The organism is Pseudomonas karstica, assembly GCF_009707515.1.
Taxonomy (GTDB): Bacteria; Pseudomonadota; Gammaproteobacteria; order Pseudomonadales; family Pseudomonadaceae; genus Aquipseudomonas; species Aquipseudomonas karstica.
Map to the genome: position 1 here is coordinate 45,669 of NZ_WLYI01000012.1, position 17,427 is coordinate 63,095.

The window sequence follows — 17,427 nt, forward strand, 5'->3', positions numbered from 1 at the left end:
TTGCAACGGCTTCATGCCGGCATTCCTGACGGATCGACCTGTGCATCCAGTAGGCTCATGAAGGCGCGAGCAGCGTTCGACAGCGTCCTCTCGGTGTGCACGATATAACCTAGCTGGCGACGGAGTTGTATGCCTGGCAAAGCAATCCGCGCCACCTGATCATCGAGCATGGTACGCGGCAGCACACTCCAGGCCAGCCCTATGGAAACCATCATTTTGATGGTTTCCAAATAGTTGGTACTCATGGCGATGTTTGGCGTCAGGCCCTGGGCTTCGAACAGCCGATGCACGATATGGTGAGTAAAGGTATTGCCACCGGGAAATACCGCCGGGTGCTGGGCGATGTCGGCCAGGTTGACCGTACTGTTGCTGATCAGGCTGTGTTCCGGTGCCACCACGAAATCCAACGGGTCGTCCCACACAGGCGTTGCTCGAACGAGAGTGTGGGGTTCTGGCGCCAGGGTAATTACCGCCAATTCGGCGCGTCCATGGAGGATTTCTTCGTAGGCAACTTCTGAATCGAGGAACTGAATGTCCAGCGCGACGTTCGGGTATTCCCGGGTGAAGGTACGCAGCACCGGTGGCAGGCGGTGCAGGCCGATGTGATGGCTGGTGGCCAGAGTCAGGCGTCCGCTGACTTCCCCGGTGAGATTGGTCAGGGCGCGGCGAGTGTCGTCCAGTACATTGAGAATCTGGTAGGCCCGCGGTAAAAGCGCCCGGCCGGCCTCGGTCAGGCCAACTTCACGGCCCAAGCGGTCGAATAGGCGCACCTTCAATTGTTGCTCCAGGCCAGCGATACGCTTGCTGATTGCCGGTTGGGTCAGGTGCAGCCGTTCACCGGCGCCGGAGAAGCTGCCGGTCTCAGCGATGGCAATAAATGCATTGAGGTTGGCCAGGTCCACGATGGTATTCCAGTTGGTTATCCAAAGCATAAAAAATATGAATTTGAGTTATTTAATGTAACGCCATAGCATCAGCCTCACAAGCCAAAGGGTTATTGAGTACTCAAGACCCTCGGCATAGAAAAGATGAGGACCGTGTGATGGCCGGCAAAACGCTTTACGACAAGCTTTGGGATTCCCATGAAGTGAAACGGCGCGATGATGGGTCGTCGCTGATCTATATCGACCGTCACATCATCCATGAAGTGACCTCGCCCCAAGCGTTCGAAGGCCTGCGACTGGCCGGGCGCAAGCCTTGGCGCGTCGACTCGATCATCGCCACCCCGGACCACAACGTACCGACCACGCCTGAGCGTAAGGGCGGGATCGACGCGATTGTCGACACCGTGTCGCGCCTTCAGGTACAGACCCTCGATGACTATTGCGACGAATATGGCATCACCGAATTCAAGATGAATGACGTGCGTCAAGGGATTGTTCACGTAATCGGCCCGGAGCAGGGCGCGACCTTGCCAGGCATGACCGTGGTCTGCGGCGACTCCCACACGTCTACCCACGGTGCTTTTGGCGCCCTGGCCCACGGCATCGGCACTTCCGAGGTGGAGCACGTGTTCGCCACCCAGTGTCTGGTGGCCAAGAAAATGAAGAACATGCGGGTAGAGGTTGAAGGCACATTGCCGTTTGGCGTGACCGCCAAGGATATCGTCCTCGCTGTGATCGGCAAGATCGGTACCGCCGGCGGTAACGGCCACGCCATTGAGTTCGCTGGCAGCGCCATTCGTGACCTGTCCATCGAAGGCCGCATGACCATCTGCAACATGTCCATCGAAGCCGGTGCCCGTGTGGGCATGGTGGCGGCGGATGAAAAGACGGTAGCCTACGTCAAGGGTCGTCCGTTTGCCCCTAAAGGCGCCGATTGGGACGCTGCGGTCGAAGCCTGGAAGGATTTGGTTTCCGACGAAGACGCGGTGTTTGACACCGTGGTCAAGCTCGATGCTACCCAGATCAAGCCGCAAGTCAGTTGGGGGACTTCGCCTGAAATGGTCCTCGCCGTTGATCAGAACGTGCCGGACCCCGCCAAGGAAGCCGACCTGGTCAAACGTGGTTCCATTGAGCGTGCCTTGAAATACATGGGTTTGAAAGCCAACCAGGCGATCACCGATATTCAATTGGATCGCGTATTCATCGGCTCCTGCACCAACTCGCGGATTGAAGACCTGCGCGCCGCTGCGGTAATCGCCAAGGGCCGCAAAGTCGCCTCGACCATCAAGCAAGCGATCGTGGTCCCGGGTTCGGGCCTGGTGAAAGCCCAGGCCGAGGCTGAAGGCCTGGACAAAATTTTCCTCGAAGCCGGTTTTGAATGGCGTGAACCGGGCTGCTCCATGTGCCTGGCGATGAACCCGGACCGCTTGGAATCGGGCGAGCACTGTGCGTCCACCTCCAACCGTAACTTTGAAGGGCGCCAGGGTGCCGGTGGGCGTACCCACCTGGTGAGCCCGGCCATGGCTGCCGCCGCTGCCGTCAACGGTCGTTTCATCGACGTTCGCGAATTGATCTGAGGAGTCCACGATGAGAGCTTTTACCCAACACACAGGTTTGGTCGCGCCCTTGGACCGTGCCAACGTCGACACCGATCAGATCATCCCCAAGCAGTTCCTCAAGTCGATCAAGCGCACCGGTTTCGGTCCCAACCTGTTCGACGAATGGCGCTACCTGGATGTGGGCTACGCCTACCAGGACAACTCAAAGCGCCCGCTGAACAAGGATTTCGTGCTTAACGCCGAGCGTTACCAAGGCGCCAGTGTATTGCTGGCCCGGGAAAACTTTGGCTGCGGTTCCAGCCGTGAACACGCGCCGTGGGCCCTGGAAGAATATGGCTTTCGTAGCATCATCGCGCCGAGCTACGCCGACATCTTCTTCAACAACAGCTTCAAGAACGGCTTGCTGCCGATCATCTTGACCGACGAGGAAGTCGACGAGTTGTTCCAACAAGTGGAAGCCGACGTGGGCTACCAGTTGACCGTCGACCTGGCCGCGCAAACCGTGACCCGTCCGGATGGCAAGGTGTACCACTTTGAAGTGGACGCCTTCCGCAAAGATTGCTTGATCAATGGCCTGGATGATATCGGCCTGACCTTGCAGGACGGCGAGGCGATTGCCGCGTTTGAAGCCAAGCACCGGGTAAGCCAGCCGTGGTTGTTTCGCGATGCCTAACTGACCTGTAGGAGCGAGCTTGCTCGCGAAAAGCCTGAGATCGCCGTTGGGTGTCAGGTGCCCAGCGTTATCGTTGGCGACCTTCGCGAGCAAGCTCGCTCCTACAAAGAAGCACCACAACGAGGAAATGACCATGGGCAACACCCCCCACACCCAAGTCGTGCAAAAACAATTCGGCGAACAGGCCTCGGCCTACCTGAGCAGCGCAGTCCACGCTCAAGGCACCGAATTCGCGCTGCTCCAGGCTGAACTGGCCGGGCAGGGCGCTGCACGACTATTGGACCTGGGGTGCGGTGCCGGTCATGTCAGCTTCCATGTCGCGCCGCTGGTAAACGAAGTGGTGGCCTACGACCTGTCGCAGCAGATGCTCGATGTGGTCGCCGCCGCTGCGGTGGACCGTGGCCTGAACAACATCAGTACCGCGCATGGCTATGCCGAGCGCCTGCCGTTTGCCGATGGCGAGTTCGATTTTGTATTTAGCCGCTACTCGGCCCATCACTGGAGCGACCTCGGCCTGGCTTTGCGAGAAGTACGCCGGGTGCTCAAGCCGGGCGGCGTGGCTGCCTTCGTGGACGTCTTGTCACCGGGCAGCCCGCTGTTGGACACTTATCTGCAAACCGTCGAAGTGCTGCGTGACACCAGCCACGTGCGCGATTACTCCGCCGGTGAATGGATGCGCCAGATCAGCGAAGCCGGTTTGCATGTGCGCAGCAGCAGTCGTCAGCGCCTGCGCCTGGAATACAGCTCTTGGGTCGAGCGCATGCGCACGCCACCAGCCTTGCGCGCTGCGATCCTGGAATTGCAGCAGGCGATGGGTCAGGAAGTCCGCGATTATTTTGAAATTGAAGCCGACGGCTCCTTCAGCACCGACGTGCTGGTGGTGTGGGCCGAGCGTTAGTATTGTTCCTGACCTGCCTGTGGGCGGGTCGCCCGATGAAATGAGGAAAGCATGAGCAAGCAGATTCTGATTCTTCCAGGCGACGGTATTGGTCCGGAAATCATGGCCGAAGCGGTCAAGGTCCTGGAATTGGCCAACGACAAGTACAGCCTGGGCTTTGAATTGAGCCACGACGTGATCGGTGGCGCTGCCATCGACAAGCACGGCGTGCCCCTGGCCGACGAAACCCTGGACCGTGCCCGCGCTGCCGACGCTGTGCTGCTGGGCGCCGTGGGCGGCCCGAAATGGGACAAGATCGAACGAGACATCCGCCCGGAGCGCGGCCTGCTGAAAATTCGTGCGCAACTGGGCCTGTTCGGCAATTTGCGCCCGGCGATTCTCTACCCGCAACTGGCCGATGCTTCCAGCTTGAAGCCGGAAATCGTTGCTGGCCTGGATATCCTGATCGTCCGTGAACTGACCGGCGGTATCTATTTCGGCTCGCCACGAGGCGTGCGCGAGTTGGAGAATGGTGAGCGTCAGGCCTACGACACCTTGCCGTACAGCGAAAGCGAAATTCGTCGTATCGCCCGTGTCGGTTTCGACATGGCTCGCGTGCGTGGCAAGAAGGTCTGCTCGGTAGACAAGGCCAACGTCCTGGCTTCGAGCCAACTGTGGCGGGAAATCGTCGAACAAGTGGCCCAGGACTATCCGGACGTCGAATTGAGCCACATGTACGTCGACAACGCCGCCATGCAATTGGTGCGTGCGCCCAAGCAGTTTGACGTGATCGTCACCGACAACCTGTTCGGCGATATCCTCTCCGACCAGGCTTCGATGCTCACCGGTTCCATTGGCATGCTGCCGTCGGCGTCCCTGGATGCCAACAACAAGGGCATGTATGAGCCGTGCCATGGTTCGGCGCCGGACATTGCGGGGCAGGGCATTGCCAACCCGCTGGCGACCATTTTGTCGGTGTCGATGATGCTGCGCTACAGCTTCAACTTGACCAGCGCTGCGGATGCCATCGAGAAGGCCGTGAGCCTGGTGCTGGACCAGGGCCTGCGCACCGGCGACATCTGGTCGAAGGGTTGCACCAAGGTTGGCACGCAGGAAATGGGCGACGCAGTAGTCGCCGCGCTGCGGAATCTGTAATCTCTCGGGCCCGCTGGCAGTTGTTGCTGCCCGGCGGCCCACTTTTTAACAAGGTGTAGTTGCGATGAAACGTGTAGGTCTGATCGGTTGGCGCGGTATGGTCGGTTCCGTGCTCATGCAGCGGATGCTGGAAGAGCAGGATTTCGATCTTATTGAGCCGGTGTTTTTCACCACTTCCAATGTGGGTGGGCAAGGGCCGTCTGTGGGTAAGGATATTGCTCCGCTCAAGGACGCCTACAACATTGAAGAGCTGAAAACCCTTGACGTGATCTTGACCTGCCAGGGTGGCGACTACACCAGCGAAGTTTTCCCCAGGCTGCGTGAAGCCGGCTGGCAAGGTTACTGGATCGATGCCGCCTCCAGCCTGCGTATGCAGGATGATGCGGTGATCACCCTCGACCCGGTGAACCGCAAGGTCATCGACCAGCAGCTTGATGCCGGCACCAAGAACTACATCGGCGGCAATTGCACCGTCAGCCTGATGCTGATGGGTCTGGGCGGTCTGTTCGAAGCCGGCCTGGTGGAGTGGATGAGCGCCATGACTTATCAGGCGGCCTCCGGTGCCGGCGCGCAGAACATGCGTGAACTGATCAAGCAAATGGGTGCCACCCACGCCGCTGTCGCCGATCAACTAGCCGACCCGGCCAGTGCCATTCTCGATATCGACCGCCGTGTCGCCGAAGCCATGCGCAGCGATGCCTACCCGACCGAGAACTTTGGCGTGCCGTTGGCGGGCAGCTTGATCCCGTGGATCGACAAGGAACTGCCCAACGGCCAGAGCCGCGAAGAGTGGAAGGCCCAGGCCGAGACCAACAAGATCCTGGGTCGCTTCAAGAACCCGATCCCGGTGGACGGTATCTGCGTGCGCATTGGCGCCATGCGCTGCCACAGCCAGGCGCTGACCATCAAGCTCAACAAAGACGTGCCGATCGCCGATATCGAAGGGCTGATCAGCCAGCACAACCCATGGGTCAAGCTGGTGCCGAACAATCGTGACATCAGCATGCAGGAGCTGAGCCCGACCAAGGTCACCGGCACCCTGAATGTACCGGTTGGCCGTCTACGCAAGCTGAACATGGGCACCCAGTACCTGGGCGCATTCACCGTTGGCGACCAATTGCTCTGGGGCGCGGCTGAACCGCTGCGCCGCATGTTGCGAATTTTGCTGGAGCGTTGATCGCGTAAAGCATTGATGAAACCCGCGCTCTGGTGACAGCCGCGGGTTTTTTATTGCACTTTGGACCCTATCTTGGGCAGCCTGCAATCGGCTGCGCAGCAGGCGCCTGGGTTTTGAGATTGTTGAAGGTCCTGCGGCCCTTATCGCAGCCTCGTGCCTCGACAGCGGCTACAAGGACCTGCGATCACCTGTAGCCGCTGGCGCAGCCTGCGATCGGCTGCGCAGCAGTCGCCTGGGTTTGAGATTGTTGAAGGTCCTGCGGCCCTTATCGCAGCCTCGTGCCTCGACAGCGGCTACAAGGACCTGCGATCACCTGTAGCCGCTGGCGCAGCCTGCGATCGGCTGCGTAGCAGGCGCCTGGGCCTTGTATCATCAGCGACACCGCCACCCAGGCCAATTGCCTCCCCTCCAAGCACCCGGTAAAGTGCCGCTCCCCCCGCAATGCCCGAGGCAGTCCACATGACCCAGACCTTTGATATCGCCGTGATCGGCGCCACCGGTACGGTGGGTGAAACCCTGGTGCAGATTCTCGAAGAGCTGAAATTTCCGGTAGGCACCTTGCACCTGCTGGCCAGCAGCGAGTCGGCCGGGGCGTCGGTGCCGTTTCGCGGTAAGAATGTGCGGGTGCGGGAAGTCGACGAATTTGATTTCAGCAAAGTGCAACTGGCGTTCTTCGCTGCCGGCCCCGCCGTCACCTTAAGCTTCGCCCCGCGGGCCACGGCCGCCGGTTGTGCATTGATCGATTTATCCGGCGCGTTGCCGGCCGATCAAGCGCCGCAAGTCGTGCCGGAAGCCAACCCTCATGTATTGAACACCCTGAAGAAACCGGTGCAGTTGGGTAGCCCAAGCGCATCGACCACTGCTTTGGCGGTGGTGCTGGCGCCATTGCGCGGCTTGCTGGATATCCAGCGTGTCAGCGTCACTGCCAACCTGGCCGTTTCCTCCCAGGGCCGTGAGGCGGTAAGCGAGTTGGCCCGGCAAACCGCCGAGTTGCTGAACGTGCGCCCACTGGAGCCGAAATTTTTCGATCGGCAGATGGCGTTCAATCTGTTGGCCCAGGTTGGTACCCCGGACGCCCAAGGGCACACCTCCCTGGAAAAACGCCTGGTGCACGAGCTGCGTGCGGTCCTGGACATGCCGTTACTGAAGATTTCCGTTACCTGTATTCAAGCCCCGGTGTTTTTTGGCGATAGCCTGAGTGTGTCGTTGCAACTGGGCGCTGCGGTAAACCTGGATGCCGTCAACCAGGTATTGGAAGCGGCGCCCGGCGTCGAGTTGGTGGAGGCGGGCGATTACCCTACTGCGGTGGGTGATGCGGTCGGCCAGGACGTGGTCTATATAGGTCGGGTTCGTGCAGGCGTTGATGACCCTGCGGAACTAAATCTATGGCTGACGTCAGATAACGTACGCAAGGGTGCCGCGCTTAACGCCGTACAGCTGGCGCAGTTGTTGATAAAAGGCTTTGTGTAAAAGATACTTGGCACCAATTTGTAGATTGATTCTAACCAGGCGTTATGCTTGGCCCCATGCTGAAAAATTTGCGCGCCGCTGATCTATCGGCGCGCCGTGCTTTATGGCAGCGGTATCCAACCTTCTCGCCGGGCGGGGAGTGTTCAAACTAAGGATGAGGCTATGGTTCAAGTTCGCAAACTGGTGTTAGCAATAGCGGCCGCGTCGGCGCTGTCCTCCGGTATGGCGCAAGCGCTGCAGCTTGGGGAGATGACCCTCAAGTCGAAGCTGAACCAGCCGTTGTCGGTGGAGATCGAACTGCTGGATGTCGGTGGCCTGAATGCCTCGCAGATCGTCCCGAGCCTGGCATCCTCCCAATCCTTCGTGGACGCGGGGGTTGATCGTCAAGCGTTTCTCGAGGACCTGGTGTTTACCCCGGTGCTCAACCCCAGCGGCCGGAGTGTGGTGCGCGTCACCTCCAGTAAACCGTTGCCGGACTCCTACATACGCTTCCTGTTGCAGGTGCAGTGGCCCAATGGCCGGCTGATGCGTGACTACAGTGTATTGCTGGACCCCGCCAAGTTCGAGCAGGCAGCCCCTGCGCCACAAGTGAGTGCTCCCGCCGTTGCTGCTCCGACGGTCAGTAAACCTGCGGAATATGCCACGACGTCTCGCGACACCTTGTGGGAAATTGCCGCGAATAACCGTAATGGTGGATCGATCCAGCAAACCATGCTGGCTATCCAGGCGCTGAATCCCGATGCGTTTATCGACGGCAATATCAACCGCATGAAGACCGGCCAGGTTCTACGATTGCCCGACCCGGTACAAAGCACCAGCCTGCCACAATCCCTGGCGATTGCCGAAGTGGCTGCACAAAATACAGCCTGGCGCCAAGGGCGTCGCAGTGGCAACCAGGTTGCGGGGAAATCGCAACTGGATGCCACCAAGCGTGCTCGCGCAGGCAGCGCGCCCTCCCAGGTCCCTGCTCAGGATAACTTGAGCCTGGTATCGGCCGAGGCTGCGAAGGCCGGGGTCAAAGGTGCTGCCGGCGACAACAAGGTCTTGGACAACACGCTCGCAGTCACCCAGGAGAGCCTGGACTCGACTCGACGCGAGAATGAAGAGCTGAAAAGCCGCATGGCTGATCTGCAAAGCCAGCTAGACAAGCTGCAGCGGTTGATCGAGCTCAAGAATAATCAGTTGGCCAAGTTGCAGGCTGAAAGTGGCGTCCCGGCGCAGCCGGCTGCCGCGATATCGGCTGAACTGGCCGCGCAACCAACCGCTCCGGGCGCCACGGCGACTCCAGTAGATGAAGCGCCGATCAAGCCTGGCCCGGCCCCCTCTATTGAAGGCAAGTTCAACGATCTACTGACCAATCCTATCGTCTTGGGTGTCGTTGGTGGTGCCGCAGGTTTACTGGTGCTGTTGCTCTTGTTGCTGTGGGCTCGCCATCGCAACGCCCGCCTGGAAGAGGAAAAACACCTGCGCATGGCCCAGGCGCTGGCTGACGAACCGGCGTTTTCGCCGAACGTCGAGCATGATTTGCCGCCCGACAGTTTTGAAGGTCTTGAAGCTCCGTCGTCGAGCGTCAAGTTGGCTCCAGTTCCAGTCGTGGCGCCGGTAATTGCTCCCGTGATCGAACCGGCGGTGGCGCCGGTTGAGCATCCAGCCGACGCCCTGGCACAAGCCCAGTCCCACATTGAGCGCGGCCATTTGAACCAGGCGGCTGAGGTGCTCGAGGAATCCATCAAGCAAGAGCCCAAGCGGAGCGACCTGCGGCTCAAACTGATGGAGGTCTATGGCCTGCAGGGGGACAAGAACGGGTTCGTTACCCAGGAGCGGCAACTGGTCGCCAATGGCGAAAATCACGCACAGGTCGAACAACTGAAGAGCCGTTTCCCTGCCATGGCCGTACTGGCCGCCGGGGTCAGTGCTGCCGTCGCGGCCGCGGCGCTGGACGCGCAATACGTCAAAGACTTGCTCAAGGACGAGACGCCACCTGTCGCAGCGCCTGAAACCGATGCTTTTGACGCGGACTTTGACCTCAGTCTGGACGATCTTGAAGCCGCTTCCCCAGCCGTCGTCAACCCGCAGCCCGATGAGCCGAGTTTTGAATCGATGCTGCAGCAACAGACCGAAGCCAAGGCCAACGAGGAGGACTTGTCGGACTTCGACCTGGACCTGCCGCCAGTTGCGCCGCCAACCCTGACGCCTGCTGCACTGGATGATGTGGATTTGCCGGAAGATTTCGACCTGTCCCTGGCCGATGAGCCACAGGTGCCAGGGACGGCCAAGCCGGATGCCTTCACTTCGGAGCTTGATGACGTCAATGCCGAGTTGGAGCGCCTGTCCCAGAGCCTTGAACATCCGCCGATCGGGCCGACATTTACCGCCGAGGACGCGGCGCTGGGGCATGACGAGCCAGACTTTGATTTCCTCAGCGGTACCGACGAAGTCGCCACCAAGCTGGACCTGGCCCAGGCCTATATCGACATGGGGGACGCTGATGGTGCCCGGGATATCCTGGGAGAGGTCCTCACCGAGGGCGATGCCGGGCAAAAGAGCGAAGCCAGGGAAATGCTCAGCCGGTTGGCTTGACGGCAGCAATTCACATGGCGTCCCAGGCGCAGGGCCTTATAATGGCTGCCTTTGCGCAACTCATCAGGCTCTCAGCTCTTGGCAAATATAGATAACGCGGCCGCCGAAATGGCGGCCGCAGGCTTTTTCAGAATCGCGCTGGGCGTGGAATACAAGGGCTCGCGCTATCGCGGCTGGCAACGGCAGGCCTCTGGTGTGTCGACGGTGCAGGAAACCCTGGAGAAGGCCCTGTCCAAAGTCGCCGATTCGCCGGTTTCGCTGATGTGTGCCGGGCGCACCGATGCCGGTGTGCATGCCTGTGGGCAAGTGGTGCACTTCGATACTCTGGCTGATCGCTCGATGAAGGCTTGGGTCATGGGGGCTAACATCAATTTGCCTCACGACATCAGTGTCAGTTGGGCCAAGGTCATGCCTGCGGATTTTCATGCGCGTTTCAAGGCCATTGCCCGGCGTTACCGCTATGTGATCTACAACGATCAGATCCGTCCAGCCCACTTGAACGAAGAAATTACCTGGAATCACCGCCCGTTGGATGCCGAGCGCATGGCCGAAGCGGCCCGGCACTTGGTGGGCGTCCATGATTTCAGTGCTTTTCGTGCCGGCCAGTGTCAGGCCAAGTCCCCCATCAAGGAGGTTCATCATTTGCGGGTGACGCGTCACGGCAAGATGATTGTCCTGGATATCCGTGCCGGGGCCTTCCTGCATCATATGGTACGTAATATCGCCGGGGTCCTGATGACCATCGGTACCGGCGAACGCCCGGTGGAGTGGGCCAGGGAAGTGCTGGAGAGCCGGGTGCGTCGTACCGGCGGGGTGACCGCGCATCCATTCGGCCTGTATCTGGTGGATGTAGAGTACCGTGACGAATACGAGTTGCCGGAACGTTTCATCGGGCCACACTTCCTCACAGGTTTCAGCGAACTTGGCGGCTGACGCCCGGAAAAGCATTTGTTACCATCCGGGACTTTCTCGGATAACCCCCTGAGGTTCCAACGATATGCCAGCCGTTCGCAGCAAGATTTGTGGGATTACCCGCATAGACGACGCGTTGGCGGCGGTCGAGGCGGGGGCGGACGCCATCGGTTTTGTGTTTTATGCCAAGAGTCCGCGGGCGGTGAATGTGCAGCAGGCCCGGGCGATCATCGCTGCATTGCCGCCGTTTGTGACCACCGTAGGGTTGTTCGTCAATGCGAGCCGCTGTGAACTCAATGAGACCCTCGACGCTGTGCCGCTGGACATGCTGCAGTTTCATGGCGACGAAACGGCGAGCGAGTGCGAAAGCTATCAGCGCCCTTACATAAAGGCGCTGCGGGTCAAGGCGGGAGACGACATCGCTGCCAGTTGCGCGGTATTTGCCACCGCTCGCGGGATTCTTCTGGATACCTATGTCGAAGGTGTTCCCGGTGGTACCGGTGAGGCGTTCGATTGGTCGTTGATCCCCGAGGGCTTGAGCAAGCCGATTATCCTGGCTGGCGGCCTGTGCGCGGATAATGTGATGGATGCCATCAAGCGAGTTCGGCCTTATGCGGTGGACGTCAGCGGGGGGGTTGAGCAGAGCAAGGGCATCAAGGATCACGGCAAGATCCGCGCATTTATGCAAGCTGTACGCGACAGCAGTGGCTTGATGTGACGGCTGGCAGTCTGCCGCCGTCCATAACTACCACTGTGTAAAACAACCCGGCGCCGCCTGCGGGAGGCCCGGAAATGAAGTGACAACGCTGCACTGGCAGGTTGTCTGGAAGGCTGAGGGTAGGTGCAGGGAATGGCCGGTCGAACGTCTGACCCCGCCCTGTATCTGTCACCGCATCTATGAATTTAGCTCAAGGGCATACGCGGGGCTGTGTTCAAGCCACCGGTACTGGAGAAAGAAAGCATGAGCAACTGGTTAGTAGACAAGCTGATCCCTTCGATCATGCGTTCCGAGGTGAAGAAAAGCTCGGTTCCTGAAGGTCTGTGGCACAAGTGCCCATCCTGCGACGCGGTGCTGTACCGCCCAGAGCTGGAAAAGACCCTGGATGTTTGCCCCAAGTGCAACCACCACATGCGTATCGGCGCCCGCGCCCGCATTGATATCTTCCTCGATGCCGATGGCCGCGCCGAGTTGGGTGCTGACCTGGAGCCGGTTGACCGCCTGAAGTTCCGTGATGGCAAGAAGTACAAGGATCGCCTGATCGCTGCGCAGAAGCAGACCGGTGAAAAAGACGCGCTGGTTTCCATCAGTGGCAAGCTGCTGGACATGCCTGTAGTGGTTTGTGCATTCGAATTCTCCTTCATGGGCGGGTCCATGGGGGCTATTGTCGGTGAGCGTTTTGTACGTGCCGCCAACTATGCGCTGGAAAACCGTTGCCCGATGATCTGCTTCGCCGCCTCAGGTGGTGCGCGGATGCAGGAAGCCCTGATTTCCCTGATGCAAATGGCCAAGACCTCTGCGGTACTGGCGCGTCTGCGAGAAGAAGGTATTCCGTTTATCTCCGTCCTGACCGATCCGGTCTACGGCGGCGTTTCCGCCAGCCTGGCGATGCTGGGTGACGTGATTGTCGGTGAGCCCAAGGCCCTGATCGGTTTTGCCGGCCCACGCGTGATCGAGCAAACGGTTCGCGAGAAACTGCCGGAAGGCTTCCAGCGCAGCGAGTTCCTCCTGGAGCATGGTGCGATCGACATGATCATCGCCCGTTCCGAGTTGCGTCCACGGCTGGGTAATCTGCTGGCGCAAATGATGGGCCTGCCGACGCCTGAATATGTCCCGGCTCCTGTCGAACCAATTGTCGTGCCTCCGGTGCCTGCAAACCTATGACCCAACGTACCCTTGGCGAATGGCTCGCCTACCTTGAGCAGTTGCATCCGTCCGCTATCGACATGGGGCTGGAGCGCTCGCAACAGGTAGCGGCCCGCCTTGGGTTGGGCAAGCCTGCGCCGCGGGTGATCACGGTCACCGGCACCAACGGCAAGGGCTCTACCTGCGCCTTGGTCGCAGCCTTGCTGCAGGCCCAGGGCTTGAAAGTCGGCGTCTACAATTCACCGCATTTGTTACGTTACAACGAGCGCGTACAACTCAATGGCGTCGAGGCCACTGACGAGCAACTGTGCGAAGCCTTCGCTGCACTTGATGCCGGGCGTGGCGACATTTCCCTGACCTACTTCGAAATGGGCACCCTGGCGGCGCTCTGGTTGTTCGAGCGTGCGCAATTGGATGTGGTGGTGTTGGAGGTTGGCCTCGGCGGGCGTCTGGATACAGTCAACGTGGTGGATGCCGACTTGGCGCTGGTTACCAGCATTGGCGTTGATCACACGGATTACCTCGGTAATACCCGTGAGTCCGTGGCCTATGAAAAGGCCGGGATCTTCCGTCAAGGCAAGCCGGCGCTGTGTGGTGACCTGGATCCGCCCCATACCTTGCTCGATAAGGTGCAGGAACTGGATTGCCCATTCTTTCTGCGGGGTCGTGAATTCAGTCTCGAGGTTGGCGACCGGCACTGGCAGTGGCGTGGGCGCGATGCGCGTGGCCAGGCCGTTGAACTGCACGACTTGCCGTTGCTGAGCCTGCCGATGGAAAACGCTGCGCTTGCCCTGCAAGCTTATCTTTTGTTGGATTTGCCCTGGAACGTCCCGCAGATTGCCGCGACATTGCAGGCAACCCAGGTGGTCGGTCGTCTGGACCGCCGAACCTTCGAGTGGGGGGGCAGGCGCCTGAACCTGCTGCTGGACGTGGGGCATAACCCCCATGCCGCGCAGTACCTGGCCCAACGCTTGTCGCGCACGCCACCGGTCGGACGTCGCCTGGCGGTATTCGGGCTGTTGTCCGATAAAGACCTGGACGGCGTGGTTGCGCCGTTGTTCGATAATATCCAGGCTTGGGCGGTGGCGCCGCTGGATACGCCTCGAAGTCGCCCGGCCGCCGAGTTGGCAGACGCGTTGCAGAACCTTGGTGCGTCGGTGACGTCGTATGCAAGCGTAACGATGGCCCTTGAGGCCCAGTGTGCTGTTGCGAATCCCGACGATGAGATTCTGTTGTTCGGATCATTTTATTGTGTTGCCGAGGCGCTTGAATGGTTGGCTCGGCGCTCCACGGAGGACGCTGCACATGGCATTACTGAATAGCGCGTACAAGCAGCGAATGGTGGGGGCACTGGTTCTGGTGGCATTGGCAGTGATTTTCCTGCCTATGCTGTTTTCCCGTCAGGACGAGCAACGTCAAGTGGTTGTCGACGCTCCGGCGGCGCCTCAAGCGCCGGTGCTACCTCAGGTTCAGGTGGAACCGGTGGTGGTTCCCGAGCCGCAAGTGCTGCCTGAAGAAGAGCCTGTGCCTACTGATGATGAGATTGCCCAGCAGCAAGCGCCTTCGGTGCCGGTCCAGCCAAGCGTTCCGGTGGTGGAGCCTGCTCCAGCGGCACCTGTGGTGGTGGCCAAGCCTGCTCCTGCGCCAAAACCGGTGGCCCCGCAGCCGGCAGCGCCGGGCAAGCCGGATGTCGGGCAGAGTCGTATTGATCCCAATGGCTTGCCGATCAGTTGGTCGGTCCAGCTCGCGAGCCTGGCCAATCGTGAAAGCGCCGAAAACCTGCAGAAAACCCTGCGTAGCCAGGGTTACAACGCTTATATCCGTAGTGCCAATGGCAAGAATCGGGTATTTGTCGGGCCGCTGATCCAGCGTGCGGAGGCCGACCGCTTGCGGGACTTGCTGGGTCGCCAGCAGAACCTCAACGGTTTTGTGGTGCGTTTTCAGCCAGAGCGGGGCTGATTCGGTACTGATTCGCGAATGCGGTCGAATGTGGGAGCAGGCTTGCCGGTTCCCACATTGGTTTTTTGCTGCCCGCGAGACTCCACCCCCCTTCACTGCAACCCATTGATTTCAAATGCACTGCTAATCGCAGCTTACCGATAGCTCGGCGCTCTGCTAAAATGCGCCGCCTTATCCGTCTGTAGGCTGCACTGTGCCATTTACCTGGGTTGACTGGGCGATCGTTGCAATCATCGCCATCTCTGCTTTGATCAGTCTAAGCCGCGGCTTCGTCAAAGAAGCTCTGTCGTTGCTGACTTGGATCGTTGCAGGGGTTGTAGCCTGGATGTTCGGTGGCTCATTGGCCGTTTACCTTGCCGGATACATCGAAACACCTTCGGCTCGCGTCATCGCGGGCTGCGCCATCATGTTCATCGCCACGCTGCTGGTGGGAGCAATGGTCAATTATCTTATCGGCGAATTGATACGTGTCACCGGCCTCTCCGGGACCGATCGATTTCTCGGCATGGCTTTTGGCGCCGCACGTGGCGCGCTGCTGATCGTGGTGGCAGTCGGGCTGTTGAGCCTGGGGCCGGTACAGCAGGATTCGTGGTGGCAGGAGTCGAGTCTCGTGCCAAAATTTCTATTGGTCGCAGATTGGTCCAAGAACCTCATACTGGGGTGGAGCAGTCAGTGGCTGGCCAGCGGAATCAGCGTACCCGCTGATCTTCCGTTCAAGGAACACCTCTTGCCGGCAAGCACGCCGCAGTAAGCTGTGTTCAGTCAAGATTAATCAAGTAGGGGTTGCGTCGCATGTGTGGCATCGTCGGTATCGTCGGTAAGTCGAACGTCAATCAGGCGCTGTATGACGCGCTAACCGTGCTCCAGCACCGCGGCCAGGATGCTGCCGGTATTGTGACCAGCCACGACGGCCGGTTATTCCTGCGCAAGGACAATGGCCTGGTACGTGACGTATTCCATCAACGTCACATGCAGCGCCTGGTCGGCCACATGGGCATTGGCCATGTACGCTACCCGACGGCAGGCAGTTCGACCTCGGCCGAGGCGCAACCGTTTTACGTCAACTCGCCCTACGGCATCACCTTGGCGCATAACGGTAACCTGACCAACGTTGAGCAATTGGCCAAGGAGATTTACGAATCCGACCTGCGTCACGTCAACACCAACTCGGACTCGGAAGTGCTGCTCAACGTGTTCGCCCACGAGTTGGCCCAGCGCGGCAAGCTGCAACCCACCGAGGAAGATGTTTTTGCCGCAGTCACTGACGTGCACAACCGTTGCGTCGGTGGCTACGCTGTCGTAGCGATGGTGACCGGTTACGGTATTGTCGGTTTCCGCGATCCGAATGGTATTCGTCCGATCGTTTTCGGCCAGCGTCATACCGACGAAGGTGTCGAATACATGATCGCTTCTGAGAGTGTGTCCCTGGACGTGCTGGGCTTCACCCTGATCCGCGACCTGGCGCCGGGCGAAGCGGTGTACATCACCGAAGAAGGCAAATTGCACACCCGTCAGTGCGCCCTTAGCCCGAAACTCACTCCGTGCATTTTCGAACACGTCTACCTGGCGCGTCCGGATTCGATCATCGATGGCGTTTCGGTGTACAAGGCGCGTCTGCGCATGGGCGAGAAACTGGCCGAGAAGATCTTGCGCGAGCGTCCTGAGCACGATATCGACGTGGTCATCCCGATCCCGGATACCAGCCGCACCGCAGCCCTGGAGTTGGCCAACCATTTGGGCGTCAAGTTCCGCGAAGGCTTCGTCAAGAACCGCTACATCGGCCGTACCTTTATCATGCCGGGCCAGGCGGCCCGCAAGAAGTCGGTACGCCAGAAGCTCAACGCAATCGAACTGGAGTTTCGCGGCAAGAACGTGATGCTGGTAGATGACTCCATCGTCCGTGGCACCACTTGCAAGCAGATCATCCAGATGGCCCGCGAAGCCGGGGCGAAGAACGTGTACTTCTGCTCGGCTGCGCCGGCGGTGCGTTACCCGAATGTCTACGGTATCGACATGCCGAGTGCCCATGAGTTGATCGCCCACAATCGTTCGACCCAGGACGTTGCCGACCTGATCGGCGCTGATTGGCTGATCTACCAGGACCTGCCGGACTTGATCGAGGCGGTCGGTGGCGGCAAGATCAAGATTGAGCAGTTCGACTGTGCCGTATTCGATGGCAAATATGTGACTGGTGATGTCGACGAAGCCTACCTGAACAAGATTGAGCAGGCGCGCAACGACTCCTCCAAGATCAAGACCCAGGCGGTCAGCGCGATCATCGATCTGTATAACAATTGAGTAAACACCGGCCCTGAGG

General features: G+C 59.7%; 15 protein-coding genes. 14 read left to right on the forward strand and 1 reads right to left on the reverse strand.

Features of this window, described 5'->3' with window-relative positions; all coding sequences use genetic code 11:
- Positions 1 to 11 precede the first annotated feature (11 nt).
- A complete protein-coding gene (locus tag GIR22_RS10645) occupies positions 12 to 902 on the reverse strand; it encodes a LysR substrate-binding domain-containing protein (RefSeq protein ID WP_178122194.1) in 891 nt (296 codons plus the stop codon).
- A 140-nt stretch (positions 903 to 1,042) separates the two neighbouring features.
- On the opposite strand from GIR22_RS10645, the gene leuC reads away from it, so the two are divergent.
- From leuC to purF, 14 genes are all read left to right on the forward strand, one after another.
- Positions 1,043 to 2,461 (forward strand): 3-isopropylmalate dehydratase large subunit, encoded by a 1,419-nt coding sequence (leuC, locus tag GIR22_RS10650; protein ID WP_154743296.1) that lies wholly within the window; start codon positions 1,043 to 1,045, stop codon positions 2,459 to 2,461.
- Positions 2,462 to 2,471: 10 nt separating this feature from the next.
- Positions 2,472 to 3,116, forward strand: coding sequence for a 3-isopropylmalate dehydratase small subunit (leuD, locus tag GIR22_RS10655; protein WP_154743297.1), 645 nt, complete (start codon positions 2,472 to 2,474; stop codon positions 3,114 to 3,116).
- A gap of 133 nt (positions 3,117 to 3,249) precedes the next feature.
- Positions 3,250 to 4,014: a class I SAM-dependent methyltransferase gene (locus GIR22_RS10660; protein WP_154743298.1), complete on the forward strand. Its 765-nt coding sequence runs from the start codon at positions 3,250 to 3,252 to the stop codon at positions 4,012 to 4,014.
- Positions 4,015 to 4,065: 51 nt separating this feature from the next.
- Positions 4,066 to 5,148, forward strand: a complete 1,083-nt coding sequence (gene leuB, locus GIR22_RS10665; RefSeq protein WP_154743299.1) for a 3-isopropylmalate dehydrogenase — start codon at positions 4,066 to 4,068, stop codon at positions 5,146 to 5,148.
- 64 nt (positions 5,149 to 5,212) lie between these two features.
- Complete coding sequence (gene asd / locus GIR22_RS10670) at positions 5,213 to 6,325, forward strand: aspartate-semialdehyde dehydrogenase (protein ID WP_154743300.1); 1,113 nt, start codon at positions 5,213 to 5,215, stop codon at positions 6,323 to 6,325.
- 459 nt (positions 6,326 to 6,784) lie between these two features.
- Positions 6,785 to 7,795 (forward strand): aspartate-semialdehyde dehydrogenase, encoded by a 1,011-nt coding sequence (locus GIR22_RS10675; protein ID WP_154743301.1) that lies wholly within the window; start codon positions 6,785 to 6,787, stop codon positions 7,793 to 7,795.
- 162 nt (positions 7,796 to 7,957) lie between these two features.
- Positions 7,958 to 10,375, forward strand: coding sequence for a motility hub landmark protein FimV (locus GIR22_RS10680; RefSeq protein WP_154743302.1), 2,418 nt, complete (start codon positions 7,958 to 7,960; stop codon positions 10,373 to 10,375).
- A 108-nt stretch (positions 10,376 to 10,483) separates the two neighbouring features.
- Positions 10,484 to 11,308 carry a tRNA pseudouridine(38-40) synthase TruA gene (gene truA / locus GIR22_RS10685; RefSeq protein WP_154743372.1) on the forward strand — a complete coding sequence of 275 codons (825 nt, stop codon included), beginning with the start codon at positions 10,484 to 10,486 and terminating at the stop codon, positions 11,306 to 11,308.
- Positions 11,309 to 11,372: 64 nt separating this feature from the next.
- On the forward strand, positions 11,373 to 12,005 hold the full coding sequence (locus GIR22_RS10690; RefSeq protein ID WP_154743303.1) for a phosphoribosylanthranilate isomerase: 633 nt from the start codon (positions 11,373 to 11,375) through the stop codon (positions 12,003 to 12,005).
- Positions 12,006 to 12,248: 243 nt separating this feature from the next.
- Positions 12,249 to 13,169 carry an acetyl-CoA carboxylase, carboxyltransferase subunit beta gene (gene accD / locus GIR22_RS10695; RefSeq protein ID WP_154743304.1) on the forward strand — a complete coding sequence of 307 codons (921 nt, stop codon included), beginning with the start codon at positions 12,249 to 12,251 and terminating at the stop codon, positions 13,167 to 13,169.
- Entirely contained in the window at positions 13,166 to 14,473 is a 1,308-nt protein-coding gene (gene folC, locus GIR22_RS10700) for a bifunctional tetrahydrofolate synthase/dihydrofolate synthase (RefSeq protein ID WP_154743305.1), read from the forward strand. Before accD ends, folC begins: the two co-directional genes overlap by 4 nt.
- Positions 14,457 to 15,110 (forward strand): SPOR domain-containing protein, encoded by a 654-nt coding sequence (locus tag GIR22_RS10705; protein ID WP_154743306.1) that lies wholly within the window; start codon positions 14,457 to 14,459, stop codon positions 15,108 to 15,110. The genes folC and GIR22_RS10705 overlap by 17 nt, the downstream gene beginning before the upstream one ends.
- Before the next feature lie 193 nt (positions 15,111 to 15,303).
- A complete protein-coding gene (locus tag GIR22_RS10710; RefSeq protein ID WP_178122195.1) occupies positions 15,304 to 15,861 on the forward strand; it encodes a CvpA family protein in 558 nt (185 codons plus the stop codon).
- Between the two features lie 41 nt (positions 15,862 to 15,902).
- Positions 15,903 to 17,408, forward strand: coding sequence for an amidophosphoribosyltransferase (gene purF, locus GIR22_RS10715; protein WP_154743307.1), 1,506 nt, complete (start codon positions 15,903 to 15,905; stop codon positions 17,406 to 17,408).
- Positions 17,409 to 17,427: the final 19 nt, after the last annotated feature.

Coding starts and splice junctions, on each gene's coding strand:
- leuC (WP_154743296.1), top strand. CDS start 1,043: ATGGCCGGCAAAACGCTTTACGACAAGCTTTGGGATTCCCATGAAGTG.
- leuD (WP_154743297.1), top strand. CDS start 2,472: ATGAGAGCTTTTACCCAACACACAGGTTTGGTCGCGCCCTTGGACCGT.
- GIR22_RS10660 (WP_154743298.1), top strand. CDS start 3,250: ATGGGCAACACCCCCCACACCCAAGTCGTGCAAAAACAATTCGGCGAA.
- leuB (WP_154743299.1), top strand. CDS start 4,066: ATGAGCAAGCAGATTCTGATTCTTCCAGGCGACGGTATTGGTCCGGAA.
- asd (WP_154743300.1), top strand. CDS start 5,213: ATGAAACGTGTAGGTCTGATCGGTTGGCGCGGTATGGTCGGTTCCGTG.
- GIR22_RS10675 (WP_154743301.1), top strand. CDS start 6,785: ATGACCCAGACCTTTGATATCGCCGTGATCGGCGCCACCGGTACGGTG.
- GIR22_RS10680 (WP_154743302.1), top strand. CDS start 7,958: ATGGTTCAAGTTCGCAAACTGGTGTTAGCAATAGCGGCCGCGTCGGCG.
- truA (WP_154743372.1), top strand. CDS start 10,484: ATGGCGGCCGCAGGCTTTTTCAGAATCGCGCTGGGCGTGGAATACAAG.
- GIR22_RS10690 (WP_154743303.1), top strand. CDS start 11,373: ATGCCAGCCGTTCGCAGCAAGATTTGTGGGATTACCCGCATAGACGAC.
- accD (WP_154743304.1), top strand. CDS start 12,249: ATGAGCAACTGGTTAGTAGACAAGCTGATCCCTTCGATCATGCGTTCC.
- folC (WP_154743305.1), top strand. CDS start 13,166: ATGACCCAACGTACCCTTGGCGAATGGCTCGCCTACCTTGAGCAGTTG.
- GIR22_RS10705 (WP_154743306.1), top strand. CDS start 14,457: ATGGCATTACTGAATAGCGCGTACAAGCAGCGAATGGTGGGGGCACTG.
- purF (WP_154743307.1), top strand. CDS start 15,903: ATGTGTGGCATCGTCGGTATCGTCGGTAAGTCGAACGTCAATCAGGCG.